Origin of the sequence: Limnospira indica PCC 8005 (assembly GCF_000973065.1) — a bacterium.
GTDB lineage: Bacteria > Cyanobacteriota > Cyanobacteriia > Cyanobacteriales > Microcoleaceae > Limnospira > Limnospira fusiformis.
The window spans coordinates 4,900,164-4,916,016 of record NZ_FO818640.1; the positions used below are offsets into that span (position 1 = coordinate 4,900,164).

Below are 15,853 nucleotides of genomic sequence, written 5' to 3' on the forward strand. Positions count from 1 at the left end.
GAATAATTGTAATCGCGATAGCATGGGGGTTGTAGCCTCTATTTTTGCGGATAGACATAGTAACCCCTTGAGAGCGATTGATTTCATGGTATCACAACCCCCATTGTCTCGTCAACTTTTTGCGAGCAATTTTCAATAAATTTGTAACAATTATTAACAATATTTTGGATGTCAAATTTATTCCCCCGTATAAATTAGCAAAACTTATGTAATTTGGTAAATTTGCTGGTGGGTTAGGTGGAAGGGGGGAGAGGGTAGGGTAGGGTAGGGTAGGGTAGGGTAGGCTGGTGTGTCTTAGGTTTTTTCGGATTGGAAATAGTAATCAAATCGCTTTTCGAGTTGTTGAACGGTGAGATTTTGGGTCCAGTATTCAACTAAAGCGTGTCCGAAAGCCCAAGCATTATGGTCAGGTGGATCGGGGTTATTTAAAAGTAGCGGCCAGAGGGCGAGAAGGTCAAAATTAGGGGATTTAGTGCGATCGCTAGTGAGGAGACAAAACAGATCATAACCCATCTGCAATTTACCGATCGCCACCGGAAGTTGCTCTATGGGTATTTGTTCAGCCAACAGATAGGCGAGGGTAGGGTTTCCGGTGGTGAGGGTAGAGATAAATTTGAGGACAGGACTTTTTAATAAGGCTGTTAACCCTTGGGTGGTTGCCATTTGCCGGGTATAGCGGTCAATAATTTTAGCGGCGGCGAGAGTGCGGGATTTTTGCTCTCGTAAAAATCGGGCTAATCTTAATTGTTTGGTCGGTCCGACTGCTTCCACTAAATGGTTGGATAAAACCTCAGCATTCCAAGGATTTCTCTGAGTTGAGGAATCACTGGTAACTAGGGGTAAAACCAGATCGCAAAATTCTCCTAACTGTTGGTGACGATATTCTGTCGCCTCCCGAATAGCTTTTTCTTTCGGTCTATTTCCGGTTTCCCAATTATAGGGAGGTTCCCATTCTCTGACCGGACGCAGACGGTCAACTTGGGTGACAATAGCGATCGCTTTCAGGTCAGGAACTTCCACACGCATATCCTGCAAAAAATCCCGATCCATTTGTAAGGCTGGATCGAGGGCGGGTGTGACTAATAATAGCAAATCTGCTGTTTGGGCTTCACTAACCACCAACTCCCGCAGGTCTTCTCGTTTCACTTGTTCATAACCGGGAGTATCCCACAAATTTAGGGATTCTCCTGTCGGTGTACTCCAGTGATAATTTTTAATGCGATCGGTACTGGGAAGAACATCAACTTCCGCGAGGTTAGCTTGAAATAGCGTATTAATTAAGCTGCTTTTTCCTGACCCAGTGCGTCCTACTAACAGAATGCTAACCGGTTTTTGTTCCACCTTTTCGGGAGGGTCAGCCTGGGAGATAATCTCCTGTAAAGTTTGGGTTTGCGCCTGGGGTAAATTTTCCTCGGTAACAGTTAACGCCGTCAGGGGAATTTGTTCGCCGCCATAAAGGGCGATCGCTTGTCGGGAGAGGTTTTGTAGGGCTACCTCTCGCATCATTTGACCTAAATTAACTAATAGTTCTTGAGTCGCTTTATTGCTCGGTTTCTGACTCGCTAACCTCGCCGCCGCCGATACCGGATTAAGTATCCATGAAGCCCAACTCCAGACCTGCCATAATTTCCGGGCTGAGGGTTCTAATTTCTGGTAAACTTCATAGGCTTGATAGGCTTGTCCTACCGTTACTTTATTTAGCACTGGGGATAGTTCTTGCATCCACCGATCTAAATCATCTACTGTTCCCCGAATTAATCCATAAGCCTGGGGTACATAAATATCAAGTAGGGGATATTTTACCTCGGGATGATATATATTAGCAATCACAATTACTAGCTGTTTACAGCGTTCCCAAAATTGCCCCCAGTCTAACCAAAATGGCGGATCATTTCGCGATTGTATCAGGATGTCTTGTACCGCTTTTTCTACCTGGGCGATCGCTTCACTCCCTCCCGTGGCTGCTGCCATTTCTTCCGTTAATTCAAACTTGGCGGCTGCTTCGTCACGAGCCGCTTCTATCTGGGCAAGAACTGGCTTTGTCCACCTTACTAATAACCATCGCCACCCCAATAATAGCAGCGTGACAATTCCCCAGATCCAGTTAATACCCCAGCTATGAATTTGCCACCCCGCTGAGATTAATAAAAATCCAACTATGATCGCGATCGGACTGACTATAATTGCCCATTGCCAAGGCTTTAAGTGTACCATTTCTCCATTTTCCTAGTCTTGATCAGCTCATATTTCTGCCTATTGTCTGGAACTGGTGGGCGATGGTATTCACAAAATGTCTCTTTTGTCAAGATGCCTATTGGGGGCTGTCCATTTTTTCGGGAAAATTCGTGCATCGCCAGAGGCAAGTTTGAGACGGCGAATTATGCTAAATCCTTATATGACAAGGGTTATAGACCCTGTTTTTGGCATTTAGGCACAATAAACCCTTGGGTAACATTAATTACAGTCTACCAGAACCCCTATAAACTCGTCAATAATTTGAGAATAATTGGCAATAAATTCTTATTAATTCTTAATGTCGTTGAAAATAACAAAACTCTCTAGCCGTATGTATTAGCAAAACTTAACTATTTGGGGACGATAGCGCCAACTGTTGGGTGAGGGTATGGGTGAGGGTGTATGTAGGCTTGGGAATTAATCCCAAGCCTATTTTGAGGTATTATGTACGGGTAAGACTTTCGTGCAATTGAGTTAGCATTTCCGCCTCATCTTGGGCGGGTTTTTTGCATTTGAGACCCTGACAAACGAGGGCGATCGCACCGGGAGGCAAATTTTGATCAAGTTTAAAAACAGCAGTAGGTAGATACTGCTTGTTTAACTTAGCGATTTGCTCATAATTAGTGCGAACCAAAGTATTATTACAATACCAATCAAAAGCCACAAACAGACTCGGACAGGCTTGTGGAGACTGGCGCATAACACTAGCAAAGGCTTCCAAAGCCTGGAGGGCGCGATCCAAGTAGTTGAGGTCTTCTGTTAACAGAAATAGGCGCACCAAATTAGCGATCGCCACCCCATTCGCCGCCGGAGTAGCATTATCCATATAACTACGTTCACGAATTAGCAAAGTTTCAGCATCATCAAGGGCTGTATTAAAGTAGCCCCCCAATTCCACACTCCAGAGATACTGGTCAAACTCATTCTGAACTTGGACAGCATTTGTCAGCCAAAAATCTGCCAATTCCGGCTGTTGCAAACTAGCTTGATGTAGATCAATTAGCGCTTTGATCAATAAAGCATAATCTTCCGACTGCGATAATACCGCCACCTTGCCGTCATAATTAACCCGGTGAAAACGGTCATCAACCCACTGATGTTCTAGGACAAATTTTGCCGCCTTAGTCGCCAATTCCAAATATTCGGAATTATCCAAAACCCGCGCCGCTTTCGCCAACCCCGAAATCATCAGAGCATTCCATGCTACAATCATCTTAGTATCAGTAACCGCCGGAATACGACCCGGCCAGTCCCTTTCTTTAGCCGCCTGATTATTCTCAGCCACCGGGAAAGTTGTAACCTCCGCTGGTGGCGCACCATAACGGACTGCGAATAGTTTAGTTAAAGCAGTTTCTATCAAAGGATCTAACTCATCACAATTCCAGCGCTGCAATACCGTTTTACCTTCAAAATTACCAGATTTTGTCACCGTAAATTGTGCTTGTAACTCGCCAAATTCTGCCGGACTCAGGAAAGTTTCTAACTCTTGGTTAGTCCATACATAAAACGCACCTTCTTCCGGTTCTTTATCCTGGGAGGTGACAAAACTATCAGCATCTTGTGCCGCGTAGAAATAGCCCTCCGGTGCAGTCATTTCCCGTTTCAGCCATTCCACTGTACCATTAATCGCCCTTTGATAAGCAGGTTGTTTCTCGCCATCAGACCATAGGTCTGCCAAAAACTCAAGAATTTGACCGTTATCATAAAGCATTTTCTCGAAGTGAGGAACTGTCCAGGTCGGGTCAACCGTGTAACGATGAAAGCCTCCCGCCACATGGTCATAAATTCCTCCAGTCACTAAGTCTTTTCCCCGTTGCAAACAGGCTGCTTTACCATCTACTTTAGGTGAAGAAATTAAGCGAGTTCCCCGCCAAGCCATATCCGCATAAGGAATCATCGGAAACCGAGGACCGCCGTAGTTATTACGACCAACTACTCCCGTGTTAGTTTCTAGTCCTTGTTTCAGTAAATCTTCGGTTAATTCCGAGGGTGGTAAAATCATAGACTGTCGCAGTTGGGTCAGAATTTCCTCGGTGACAGTTTCGAGTTTATTTTTGTCAGTCTGGTAAAAGTTGTGAATGGCTTTCAATAAATCCAAAAACCCCGGCCTTCCGTAGCGAGGTTCAATGGGAAAATAAGTCCCACCATAAAAGGGGATCCGATCGCCTGGGGTGAGAAATACATTTAACGGCCAGCCTCCTTGACCAGTCATCATTTGTAGGGCTTGCATATAAATGCTATCGATTTCTGGACGTTCTTCGCGATCGACTTTGATGGGGATAAAATTAGCGTTCATATATTCAGCGATCGCCGCATCAGAAAACGCTTCCCCCTCCATAACTGTACACCAGTGACAACTTGAGTAGCCAATAGACAGAAATATGGGCTTATCTTCAGTTCGAGATTTTTCTAAGGCTTCATCGCACCAAGGCCACCAGTCAATGGGATTATCTGCGTGTTTGCGGAGATAAAGGCTTGATGATTGGGCTAGACGATTGCTCATAATATTAGATAAGTTCTAGTGCTATTGACTATGTTGGGATAATTAGTTTTCAGTATAGCGTTTAAATTTACTCGGCGGTATTCTCAGCTAATAAAGCCCTAGCCGCCTCGATCATATCCTGCTGTAAACCCTTTAAATGGTCGTGGTTATCCAAATAGGTTTTTAGGGCTTCTAGGGGGTCGATCGCACTTCCCGCCGCCAATTGAGGGACACGAGGGCGGGCTAGTTGACTAATTAATTCCGGTTGGATAGTATAACTATGGGCTGCACTGAGGGCGGCGTGCAGTTTCGGCATATCGATCGCATCTAATTGATCTGGTCGCAACTGATACAGTAGTCGCACCACAGCCTGATCAATGTTTTTCTTAGCGATCGCCCCCAGCAATGCGGTTAGGGGGTCATCTTGCTGGGAAATATCCACCCTAATTGTACAAAATGAGCGCACTGGTAAAGGGCAAAATTCCCAAGTTGTTTGATTCTTCGCCAAATTCACCAACACAAACCCCTTGTCTTCTTTTTCCTCTGAAAAATCCACCCTTTCTATACTCCCCGGATACACCACCGGAGGGTTATTAGTAGGATTAAGATTTTGGTGTTTGTGAACGTGACCCAAAGCCACATAATCAAACTGAGGACGAGTCAACAACCCCAAAGGAAGATTAAAACCTTTCCCCACCGCCAGAAACCTCTCAGCCCCGAAACTAGCGCGATCGACCATTAAATGTCCTAACAATACCGTGGGAATATCCGGATCAAGCCGTCGAATTTCTCCCTCTAGGGCTACCGTTAGGCGATCGATGAGTAATTTATTAACCGCCTCCAAAGACAGCCCCTCAGTGTCCGGTCGAGTCAGTAGGGTTGAACGGGTCAACCAGGGGATAGTAATCACCTGAACTAAACCGTGGCGAGTTGGAATGGGATGGGTTTCTAAGCGATCGCCCACCACAAACCCCGGCACTCCCAGAGTCCGATAAATCCCCAAACTCGCCCCCCCCTGTCCTTGGGAATGTTGGTCATGATTCCCCACCAGTAACACCGTGGGAATTTCCGCATCTACCAGGCGGCGAAATTCCTGAGCGAAAGCCTGCTTAACAAATGGTGGCGGCGTAGAATCAGGGAAAGCATCCCCCCCAAACAAAACCAAATCCACAGGTTCTGCGATCGCCCGATCTATACATCGCCCCAAAGTTCTGGTAAAATCTTCCAGACGAGTATTTAAGCCAGTTTCCGGGTTGATCCGTCCTTGGGAAAAACCACTACCCAAATGGATATCCGAAAGATGCAGGACTTTAATCATCAAATTCTCGCCCAATGTATCAATGGCAGGTTACTGTTAACTGAGTAGTGTACCAAAGATTGGGGTTGAAGGGCTTGTCGTTTTCCAGAAACTTTGTGGTATTGTAGGTTTTTGAGAACGGTTGCATATTCCCTTGCCAGACCTTGCCATGTTAAATCCGAATTTGGATGAAATCCAGTTACAGCCAGACGAATACGAACGCTACTCCCGTCACCTGATTTTACCAGAAGTCGGGTTAGAGGGTCAAAAGCGTCTGAAAGCGGCCAGCGTCCTCTGTATTGGCACAGGTGGACTCGGTTCACCTCTGCTATTATACCTAACTGCAGCAGGGATTGGTCGCATTGGGATTGTCGATTTTGATATTGTAGACAATTCCAATCTCCAACGCCAAATCATTCACGGGACCTCCTGGGTGGGAAAACCTAAAATAGAATCTGCCAAAAATCGGATTCTCGAAATTAATCCTAACTGCCAGGTAGAGTTATACAATATCCGCCTCAGTTCCGAAAATGCCCTGGATATTATTAGATCCTATGATGTCGTCGTAGATGGCACCGATAACTTCCCCACCCGTTATCTGGTCAATGATGCTTGTGTTTTGTTAAATAAACCCAACGTCTACGGGTCTATTTTCCGATTTGAGGGTCAGGCTACCGTTTTCAATTATGAAGGCGGACCCAACTATCGCGACCTATATCCCGAACCCCCACCCCCTGGGATGGTTCCTTCCTGCGCTGAAGGTGGAGTTTTAGGGATTCTACCAGGCATGATTGGCGTTATTCAAGCCACTGAAACCATTAAAATTATTTTGGGACAGGGACGGACTCTTAGCGGTCGCTTACTGCTTTACAATTCCCTAGATATGAGTTTCCGGGAATTGAGATTACGGCCTAATCCTGAACGTCCGGTGATTGAAAAACTCATCGACTACGAACAATTCTGCGGCATTCCCCAAGCTAAACAGCAGGAAGCAGAAGCAGCCGGATCTCTCGCGGAAATGACGGTGACGGAATTAAAATCTCTGATTGACAGTGGTGCGGATGATTTTGTGTTGATTGATGTTCGCAACCCTAATGAGTACGAAATCGCCAAAATCCCCGGTTCTGTTTTAATTCCTCTACCCGACATTGAACAGGGTAAAGGGGTTGAACAGGTTAAAGAAATTGTCAATGGTAATCGTCTAATTGCACATTGTAAAATGGGAGGGCGATCGGCTAAGGCTTTAGGAATTCTCAAGGAAGCTGGTATTGAGGGGATTAATGTTAAAGGCGGAATTACTGCCTGGAGTAAAGAGGTTGATCCTTCGGTTCCACAATACTAACAGGGTGTAAAATGGTGCGTCAGTCAGTGGGATTATTCTATATTATTCATGATGATTAATCCGTCGGACGCACCCTACTTTGGCTTGGTTAAATCAATTAAAATATCATAGCGGAAATCATTAGCTAATTTGCTAAGATAATCAGCTAGGGGTTTATATTGACCAGGAATTTTCGCAATAGTATCAGCAATTAAGCGACCGTTTAGTTTAGTGGCAGCTTGATGTAATTCTTTTAGCCACGGTTCCGGCATTACGGAAAGATTGATTTCCGTTGTATCAACAGATGTGTTATAATTGCGATTGGCTGAGTTTTGGGATTCAGAAATAGCCAGATTTTCGGCTAATTGGGATTGATTTTGTTCATAGATAAAACGGACTCCGAGATGTTTAACGATAGTTTGTAATAGCTGGTCTACCCGGAAAGGTTTGCGGACAAAATCATCACACCCAGCCGATAAAACAATAGATTTTTCTTGTTGGAGGGCGCTGGCGGTTAGGGCAATAATTACAGTAGCTTGACCCTTGAGGTGGCGTTTAATTAGCTGAGTGGCTTCATAGCCATCCATAACTGGCATTCGCATATCCATAAAAATGAGATGGGGCTTCCATTCCTCCCAAATAGCGATCGCCTCCTGACCATTTTCCGCCTCTCGGACATGGAAACCCAAGGGGTTCAATAATTTGACCACTAATTTGCGGTTAGTCCAGTTATCATCAACCACCAAAATCCGATATTCCGGCTGATTTTCTGCTAAAGCGATCGCCCTCCCTGGAGATTTTTCGGAGTTTCTAGTCGCCGCCTCAGCCATAGTCACTTGAATATCAAACCGAAAAATTGTGCCTTTTCCTCTCTCGCTGCTAACTTGAATCTCCCCACCCATTAAACCAATAAACTTTTGAGTTATCGAGAGTCCCAAACCCGTCCCCTGTTGAGAATTACGACCAGTTTCTGTTTGCGAAAACGGTTCAAAGAGTAAATCCATTTCCGAGGGGTCAATACCGGGTCCGGTATCCTCAACTTCAAACCATAGTTGCCCAAAATCATGGTTAAATTTACCCAATTTCACCCGCAAAATCACCCCACCTTTCACAGTAAATTTAATGGCATTTCCCAGCAAATTAATTAAGCATTGACGCAGTTTTTGTTCATCGGCATAAATATAAGTCGGGATATGATCATCAATGGCAAAATCCAGAGTTAATTTTTTCGATGAGGCTGGCAATTCTAGCATTTCTCGCAGGGAATTAAGTAAGGAGATTAAATTAAAATTTGTGGGATTCAGAGAAACTCTACCCGCCTCAATTTTCGACATCTCCAAAACATCATTAATCAACTCTAAGAGATGTTCACCACTGCGACCGATAATTTCTAAATGTTCTTTATGGTCAAATAGAGGAATATTAGGATTATGATATAATTCCCTTTCCATTAATTGAGTAAATCCCAGAATAGCATTAAGTGGTGTGCGTAATTCATGACTCATGCGGGCGAGAAATTCACTTTTAGCCCGACTAGCGGTTTCGGCGGCTTCCTTGGCTTGTTGAAGGGCTATTTCAGTTTGTTTGCGATCGCGAATATCTCGGACTACAGCGCAGCCATATTCCCGGTGATTATATTCTAAATGACTCAGGGTAATTTCCACAGCGATCGCCTGACCAGTTTTAGTATAATGAGTTGATTCAAAAGTAAATGAACCTTGGTCTCGCAAATCATCCCAAGAAATTGACCAACCACCAGGGGAAGCGAGGGGATCTATATCTCCCACTTCCATGGTCAGTAATTCCTCTTGAGAATATCCCAGAATTTGACAAGCGGCTTCATTCACATAAAAAAACCTGCCATTAATATCACTAAATAAGACATAATCCCTAGATTTATCAATCGAAAATTGAGTTAAACGCAGCTTTTCGTCGATTTCCTTACTTTCGGTAATATCTTCTAAAACCCCCAAAATTCCCAACACATTACCCTGGGAATCTAACATAGGAATTCTGCTAACATCTAGCCAAATTCGCCGCCCTCCCGGTCCTAGCTTTTGTTTAGGCGCTACCACATTCATTTCCGGGGTGCGAGACTCCAAAACCTGTCTATCTTTTTCTCGGTAAAACTCGGCAATCTCAGCATCTGCAAATAAATCAAAATCTGTCTTTCCGACTACTGATTCTGAACTATCTAGTCCGGCGGCGATCGCCCAATTTCGGTTACAACCTCGAAATACTAAATTAGTATCTTTCCAAAATACTTGTTGGGGGATATTATCCAGAAGTAGACGTAAATACTCTTCTTTTTCGCGAATTTCTTGTTCGGAACGTTTGCGTTGGGTAATATCAATAATTTGAGCGATCGCACAGAGAGGATTTCCCTTGACATCCAAACGCAGATAACAAGTAACAATCCCATAAACCCAATGTCCGTCTCGATGACGGTAGCGTTTTTCGAGGGTGTATTCATCAATTTGTTGGGTAATTAATTGCTCAAATTTTTGCCGACAAATATCCCCATCTTCCGGGTGGGTAATTTCATTAAAATCCAAGTTAATTAAATCCGCTTGGGAGTAGCCCACCCACCGACAAAAAGCCGTATTTACCTCTAAAAAATAGCCCTCCGTTGAGATTTCCGCAATCCCAATGGGGGCTAAATGAAATAAATCTCGCAGGCGATTTTGACTCTCAGCTAGGGCGGTTTCTAGCTGTTGTAATTTCTGGTGTAATTGACGGTGATTGTGATTCATATATCGGTAAAGTAAAGTAGAAACTGGTGGCTAAACCCAGATCAGACTCTACCCAAATATCCCCTCGATGGCGATCAATAATTTTCCGACAAATCGCTAAACCGATACCATTTCCTGGGTATTCCTGCTGGGTATGTAGTCGTTGGAAAATCTGAAAAATTCTCTGGGTTTTATCCGCCGGAATACCAATCCCATTATCATGAATACCAAATTGCCAATTTTGATTTTTCGGCATCACAGAAACCGTGATTTGGGGGGGTATACCAGGACGGTGATATTTAACTGCATTAGCAATCAAATTTTGAAATAGCTGTCCTAACTGAAGGCGATCGCCAAATACCATTGGGAGTTTCTCTGAGGTAATAATCGCCCCACTTTCCTGAATCGCTAAACTTAGGTTACTCAGAGTTTCCTCTAATATAATATTACAGTCGATCGCCTCAAAAGCAGCTTGTTTCGTTCCCACCCGGCTATAGTGTAGCAGATTTTTAATTAATTGCTGTAGTCGCATTCCCTCATCTAAAATCGGCAGCACATATTCTTCTGCTTCCTCCTCCAGGTTAATTTGCGATTTCAGGGTCAGCATCAATTCCGCAAACCCGGTAATGGTCTGTAGTGGTTGTTGTAGGTCGTGGGAAACAATATAAGCAAATTGTTCAAGTTCTTGGTTAGAACGTTTCAGATCTTCGTTCAACTGCTGTAAACGAAAGTTTTGATTTTGTAATTGTTTCTGTAGTCTTCTAATGGTCAGTTGATGTTCAACCCGCGCCAACACTTCCTCAACTTGAAAAGGTTTGGTGATATAGTCCACTCCCCCCACCGCAAAGGCTTTCACCTTATCGATAACATCATCCAAAGCACTCAGAAAAATTACAGGTATATCAGCCGTTTTCTGTTGAGATTTTAAGGCTTCACAGACCTGATAACCGTCCATTTCCGGCATTTTAATATCTAGCAACACGAGATCCGGCGGTTGGTTGGCAACTGCCATTAGTGCTAATTTGCCGTTAATCGCACATTGTACATCATAATCGCGATCGCCAAGAGTTGCCGACAATACCCGCAAATTATCAGGTGTATCGTCAACTATTAAAATGCTACCTTTTTCTGGCTTTAAGCTGTTCACAAAATCTAATTAAAACAATAGGGAATTTTCCAGAAATCATCTGGTAACTGTTGCTGGTCAGTTGGGGACTACCGCCCATAATAATACCACATATAATAATAAACCCTCCCCTCACCAAAGGGAAGAGTTTAACCGGGAGCCAAATTCTCCCACCGCCTCTCAACTAAGATAGCAGTTGTGTGACTATTTGTCTGTATCTTTGATCATTCATCCCTCCGCTTTGTCCTGCTAGTTGTGGATCAATATGCCGTCTCATGGCTTCAATGCGATCGCGGGTGGCGGGGTGAGTGCTTAAAAACGTGGGAGGAGAACTGCTATTTAGAAGTTTTGCCATAAAGTCTATAGCTGCTTCTTGAGAATATCCAGCCCTACCCAAATTAATGATTCCCAGTTGATCTGCTTCATATTCAGCACTGCGACTATTCGGCCGTCTTAGGGCTAATTCTACCCCAATTTGTACCGCCCTATTAGTATCAACTCCAGCCGCCGAAGCCACACCTTGAGCGATCGCCATTTCTCGCATTTGTTGAATAGAATGACGACCGACAATATGCCCAATTTCATGAGCAATTACACTAGCCAGTTGTGCTTCATTATCGGCGGCGTTAATTAAACCTGTATGGATATAAACAAATCCCCCCATAGTAGCAAAAGCATTAATCCGAGAATCATCAACTACTTGGAAAGTATAGGGAATATTAGGGCGATCGCTAGTTTGTGCCAGTCGCTGACCAATTTGGTTAACATACATAGTTAAATCGCGGTTACGATGCAAACGAAACTCGCGACCTACCATCTGATCATTGATCTGTTTACCAATATTGACTTCTTGGCGATCGGAAATAGTAGAAAGCTGGATAACTTGAATTCCTCTAAAAATCAACTCCGGGATAGAAATCGCTTGGGTAGCGGGTATAGAACTTAATAAAATCCCACAGACCACCGTTACTGATAGCAGTGGATACAGCAAGCGACGGGTATTTTTTCGGAGTTGTGGCAGGTAGTTTTTAAACATAATTAAACAGTTGTTAAGGTGGAAAAGCCAGGCTAGAACATTACGAGGAATCCCAAAGGCTGAAAGGGTATGGTTGCACTATTTAATAGTTCGGGTGAACGTCTACAATTCAGGAAAAAAATGTGTGTTCCTCCTTAATGTTACTGTTCGCATTTTTAATCCTTGGCTTTCTCCCTGGTTTGGTGGTCAATCATCTAATTGACGCGCTTAGGTGCAGATTGGCTGTGGAAAACAGCGATCGCCCCTACTACACAGGGTGTGATACCATAACTATATTCTACCCGTATTTGAGACTCACAATCACTTAAAAAAGTTGCCATTCCCAAAGTTCACCCCAAAAATTTGGCGGCTAGGGGGTGAGGTTGAGTCAGATAATATCCCTGAGCATAATCTATTTCCAGGTCTCGGAGGGTTTCAAAGGCTGGGGAAGTTTCTACCCCGTTGGCTATGGTCTCAATAGCTAAAGACTGCGCCACCAACTGAATTATTTGGACAATTGAGCGATCGCCTAAGTCCTGCGCGATATCTTTCACCAAGTCATCGGCTATTTTCAGATAGTCAACGGTGACATAGTTAAGATAGTCCAATGACGAATACCGACCACCGACCTGATCTACTGTAACATAATAGCCCTGAATTTGCAGGTTAGCGATCGCATCCGCCGCCTTTTGAGGGTTAGCTAGAATAGTTGATTCCGCAATTTCCCAGCAGAATAGATCCGGTGTCAGGTCTCGTTTAAGTATTTCTCGCTCTAATTTTCGCCACTGTCGGTAATCATATAGAGTCCGACTCGATATGTTAATAGCGAAACGATATTTTTCCCGATTTTCGGGGCTAGTTTCCGACAACAAATCTAATACTGTTTCAATTACCCAGCGGTCTATTTTTTCAGCTAATCTATAGCCTTGGGTTATTATTGGTACAAGCCACGAAGCTGGAACCACTTGCTCTGGTTCATCAATGAAGCGGATTAGAATTTCACAGTATCGCTTCGACTCCCCACTGTTTAGGGAGATTGCTTCTTGAGTATACAGACCAAACCGCTGTGCTGATCGAGTCTTTTTCAGGCGGTTAATCTGGTGAATGCGATCGCCACAGCCGTCCAGATCGCCACCAGGTAAACAAATAACTTTAGACTGACCACTTAAACCATTTTTTAATGTCGCAGACCTTCTCATAAAACTTGACCCCCAACTTAGCTCAAACAGGTGAGCAGATATTATTGCCTACTTGTACGATAACTAGCCTAGGTAAAATAACCATGAAGATTTGATGAGATTTTTCTTAGGTTAGTTATGGCGAGCCAAGTCTGATAGTCTGCGGAGACCCTGAAAACTTACCGGAAAATCCACAGTTGTCAATCTAAATTTACGAACTGAGACGTGAAAAGTTGCACTGTCTCTGTATTAGGGGTGATACTCAATAACCCGAATCGGTTATCAAAAGTCCATTTCCACCCCAAATGCAGGTGTAGTGATAAAGTGATAAGTGCAGCCAGGATTAATTTTTCCAGCATAGCCGATCGCTCCTTTTCAGATAAACATTAACCGCACCCTTTGTGAATTTAGGATCGATTATAAACAATTAGTTAGATAACGACCATGATTTGATGCAGTTATCATCATGATCTTCTACACTCAATTGTTGTGATTTCCGTCACATTAGCAAAATCCCTAGAGAGCTTCTGTATTTTTAATTACGCTTATCATTTCGCAATATATTCCCCTAGCCTCAGAACCAGCTACCCCATTCATCACCCGAAAATCAAATGGTAGAATGGTAGGCTGGGTCAGAAACCAGCTACCCCATTCATCACCGGAAAATCGAAAACTGACCCACCAGAGCCGCGAATATGGTAGGGTGGGTCAGAAGCAGCCACCCCATTCATCACCGGAAAATCGAAAACTGACCCACCAGGATAGGTCATTATTAATTATCGATTACTTTTAGGTCGCGCTGAGATGTACAATGTCTGCAGTAGAGATTTGTGGAGCTAAAGATGCTGGCATACATCCTAGCGATCGCAGTTGGCTTAGGGAGCTTTACCCTATACATGGCTGCCTTCTTCTTTCCAGAGGTTCATCGCAAAAGTGACTTTATCTGGAGTGGTGTGGGTTTCTTCTACGCCCTAATTCTATGGGTGTGTGCAGCACGCTTCACCGGGGCAATTCTTTTGGGTCAAACTGCTAGTGTCGCCTTGTTGGGTTGGTTAGGTTGGCAGACCCTGTTATTGCGCCGGGAAGTCACGCCACCTCATTTACAAACCCCCCTCCCAGACCCCGTAAAACAGAAGGTCTCAGGCTTATTTAGCAGCCGTAGCGTTAAAAAATCTACCACCCCTAAACCATCATCTAAAAAGGCTAAAAAGGCTTCTCAACCCCCAACCCCCGCCGCCACTCCGGTGACACCAGAAGAAGTAAAACCTGTGGCGGAACCTGTAGCGGAACCTGTAGCGGAACCTGTAGCGGAACCTGTAGCGGAACCTGTAGCTACTACAGAAGAAGCAGAAGCGCCAGCAGAACCATCCCCTGTGGTGGCGGACAGTGAAGCGGTTGCGCCAGTAGTTGAACCAGAAACTATCACGGAGGAACCAGAATTAGCGGTTTCTCAGCCAGAAGTTGTGGAAGTTGTACCCGAAGCCGCGACAACAGCGCCAGCGGAAACCCCCACGACTGAGGAAGTATCGGAGACAGCATCCGAGACAGTATCCGAGACAGTATCCGAGACAGTATCCGAGGAAGTATCGAAGGCGGAGGAAACCCCCACGGAGGAGGTGAAAGAAACTCCAGAGGTAAGCAAACCTGATCGGGTAGAATCTGCTAAAGTGCCAGAAGATAAACCTAGTGAAGCGAAGAAATCCAAAGGATTAGGTAGCTTGTTGGGTCGTTTAAAAGGTATATTTGGCGATCGCAAAAAGAAAGAACCCGCCAAAACTGAAGCGCCGGATACTTCTCTGGACAACCCGAAAGCTCCAGAAACACAAGCGGATGCTTCTGATTGGGATGATAATGATGATAGTTGGGAAACCGAGGCTGATAATGCTTCCCCCTCTGAGGCGGAAAAAACTAACTCCCCCGATACAGCAGAAGCTGGTCAAGTTTCAACCCCAGATATAGACTCTGAGCATAGTGGTGCTGCTGCTGACCCAGTTTCAACGGGAGAACCGGGAGATGAGGAGGCTACAGATAGTAATATCAAAGCTGATGCTACTGATGTGGAGACTGTCCCCACCCCAGAACCTACAGATGAGGAGCATCAAGATAATAATATCAAAGCTGAGGCGGAACCTAGCGCTATAGAGACATCAGAAACGGGGGAACAGAAAGACACCAAAGAAGCTGAAACGGCTGTTTCTGAAGTAGCGGACTCTGAGGAGGTAAAAACAGATTCTGCGGAAAAGGCGGACTCCGAGACAATCATGGCGACTCCAGAACCTGAAACCTCAGATAAGATAGAATCTGAGAAGTCGTCAACAGAGACAGAGGAGCAGAAGGGAAGTTCATCTGAATCTCAATCTGATTCTGTTGTTGCGGAAGAGGAGGACGAGGAGGAGGACGAGGAGGAGGACGACAAAACCCCCCGCGCCTTGAAACGTCCCAGAAAGCCTAAACGCAAGAGATAATC

Annotated in this window: 11 protein-coding genes; 2 read left to right on the forward strand and 9 right to left on the reverse strand. The window is 44.5% G+C overall.

Annotated features, from left to right (window positions below):
* Positions 1 to 294 precede the first annotated feature (294 nt).
* From XZ46_RS21585 to sbcD, 3 genes are all read right to left on the reverse strand, one after another.
* Complete coding sequence (locus tag XZ46_RS21585) at positions 295 to 2,214, reverse strand: GTPase family protein (protein WP_008053885.1); 1,920 nt, start codon at positions 2,212 to 2,214, stop codon at positions 295 to 297.
* 463 nt (positions 2,215 to 2,677) lie between these two features.
* Complete coding sequence (locus tag XZ46_RS21595) at positions 2,678 to 4,738, reverse strand: thioredoxin domain-containing protein (RefSeq protein WP_008053887.1); 2,061 nt, start codon at positions 4,736 to 4,738, stop codon at positions 2,678 to 2,680.
* A gap of 67 nt (positions 4,739 to 4,805) precedes the next feature.
* Positions 4,806 to 6,035: an exonuclease subunit SbcD gene (gene sbcD, locus XZ46_RS21600; RefSeq protein WP_006623742.1), complete on the reverse strand. Its 1,230-nt coding sequence runs from the start codon at positions 6,033 to 6,035 to the stop codon at positions 4,806 to 4,808.
* 148 nt (positions 6,036 to 6,183) lie between these two features.
* On the opposite strand from sbcD, the gene moeB reads away from it, so the two are divergent.
* Positions 6,184 to 7,356, forward strand: a complete 1,173-nt coding sequence (gene moeB / locus XZ46_RS21605; protein WP_048895234.1) for a molybdopterin-synthase adenylyltransferase MoeB — start codon at positions 6,184 to 6,186, stop codon at positions 7,354 to 7,356.
* 74 nt (positions 7,357 to 7,430) lie between these two features.
* On the opposite strand, the gene XZ46_RS21610 is transcribed toward moeB, so the two are convergent.
* From XZ46_RS21610 to XZ46_RS38605, 6 genes are all read right to left on the reverse strand, one after another.
* Positions 7,431 to 10,088 carry a PAS domain S-box protein gene (locus XZ46_RS21610; protein ID WP_008053891.1) on the reverse strand — a complete coding sequence of 886 codons (2,658 nt, stop codon included), beginning with the start codon at positions 10,086 to 10,088 and terminating at the stop codon, positions 7,431 to 7,433.
* Entirely contained in the window at positions 10,027 to 11,214 is a 1,188-nt protein-coding gene (locus XZ46_RS21615) for a sensor histidine kinase (protein WP_008053893.1), read from the reverse strand. Before XZ46_RS21615 ends, XZ46_RS21610 begins: the two co-directional genes overlap by 62 nt.
* Before the next feature lie 163 nt (positions 11,215 to 11,377).
* The gene (locus XZ46_RS21620; protein ID WP_008053895.1) at positions 11,378 to 12,229 is read right to left on the reverse strand and encodes a M48 family metallopeptidase; all 852 of its coding nucleotides are present in this window, start codon (positions 12,227 to 12,229) and stop codon (positions 11,378 to 11,380) included.
* Positions 12,230 to 12,423: 194 nt separating this feature from the next.
* The gene (locus tag XZ46_RS37640) at positions 12,424 to 12,549 is read right to left on the reverse strand and encodes a hypothetical protein (protein WP_006668533.1); all 126 of its coding nucleotides are present in this window, start codon (positions 12,547 to 12,549) and stop codon (positions 12,424 to 12,426) included.
* A 9-nt stretch (positions 12,550 to 12,558) separates the two neighbouring features.
* Positions 12,559 to 13,407 (reverse strand): EAL domain-containing protein, encoded by an 849-nt coding sequence (locus XZ46_RS21625; protein WP_006668534.1) that lies wholly within the window; start codon positions 13,405 to 13,407, stop codon positions 12,559 to 12,561.
* A gap of 179 nt (positions 13,408 to 13,586) precedes the next feature.
* Positions 13,587 to 13,745, reverse strand: a complete 159-nt coding sequence (locus XZ46_RS38605) for a QAALIT motif small membrane protein (RefSeq protein WP_008051997.1) — start codon at positions 13,743 to 13,745, stop codon at positions 13,587 to 13,589.
* A 483-nt stretch (positions 13,746 to 14,228) separates the two neighbouring features.
* Here XZ46_RS38605 and XZ46_RS21630 point away from each other — a divergent pair, with 483 nt between their 5' ends.
* Positions 14,229 to 15,851 (forward strand): Ycf66 family protein, encoded by a 1,623-nt coding sequence (locus XZ46_RS21630; RefSeq protein WP_008053906.1) that lies wholly within the window; start codon positions 14,229 to 14,231, stop codon positions 15,849 to 15,851.
* Positions 15,852 to 15,853: the final 2 nt, after the last annotated feature.

Excerpts from the sequence above, each read along its gene's own strand:
- XZ46_RS21585 (WP_008053885.1), bottom strand. The coding sequence starts at position 2,214 with ATGGTACACTTAAAGCCTTGGCAATGGGCAATTATAGTCAGTCCGATC.
- XZ46_RS21595 (WP_008053887.1), bottom strand. The coding sequence starts at position 4,738 with ATGAGCAATCGTCTAGCCCAATCATCAAGCCTTTATCTCCGCAAACAC.
- sbcD (WP_006623742.1), bottom strand. The coding sequence starts at position 6,035 with ATGATTAAAGTCCTGCATCTTTCGGATATCCATTTGGGTAGTGGTTTT.
- moeB (WP_048895234.1), top strand. The coding sequence starts at position 6,184 with ATGTTAAATCCGAATTTGGATGAAATCCAGTTACAGCCAGACGAATAC.
- XZ46_RS21610 (WP_008053891.1), bottom strand. The coding sequence starts at position 10,088 with ATGAATCACAATCACCGTCAATTACACCAGAAATTACAACAGCTAGAA.
- XZ46_RS21620 (WP_008053895.1), bottom strand. The coding sequence starts at position 12,229 with ATGTTTAAAAACTACCTGCCACAACTCCGAAAAAATACCCGTCGCTTG.
- XZ46_RS37640 (WP_006668533.1), bottom strand. The coding sequence starts at position 12,549 with ATGGCAACTTTTTTAAGTGATTGTGAGTCTCAAATACGGGTAGAATAT.
- XZ46_RS21625 (WP_006668534.1), bottom strand. The coding sequence starts at position 13,407 with ATGAGAAGGTCTGCGACATTAAAAAATGGTTTAAGTGGTCAGTCTAAA.
- XZ46_RS38605 (WP_008051997.1), bottom strand. The coding sequence starts at position 13,745 with ATGCTGGAAAAATTAATCCTGGCTGCACTTATCACTTTATCACTACAC.
- XZ46_RS21630 (WP_008053906.1), top strand. The coding sequence starts at position 14,229 with ATGCTGGCATACATCCTAGCGATCGCAGTTGGCTTAGGGAGCTTTACC.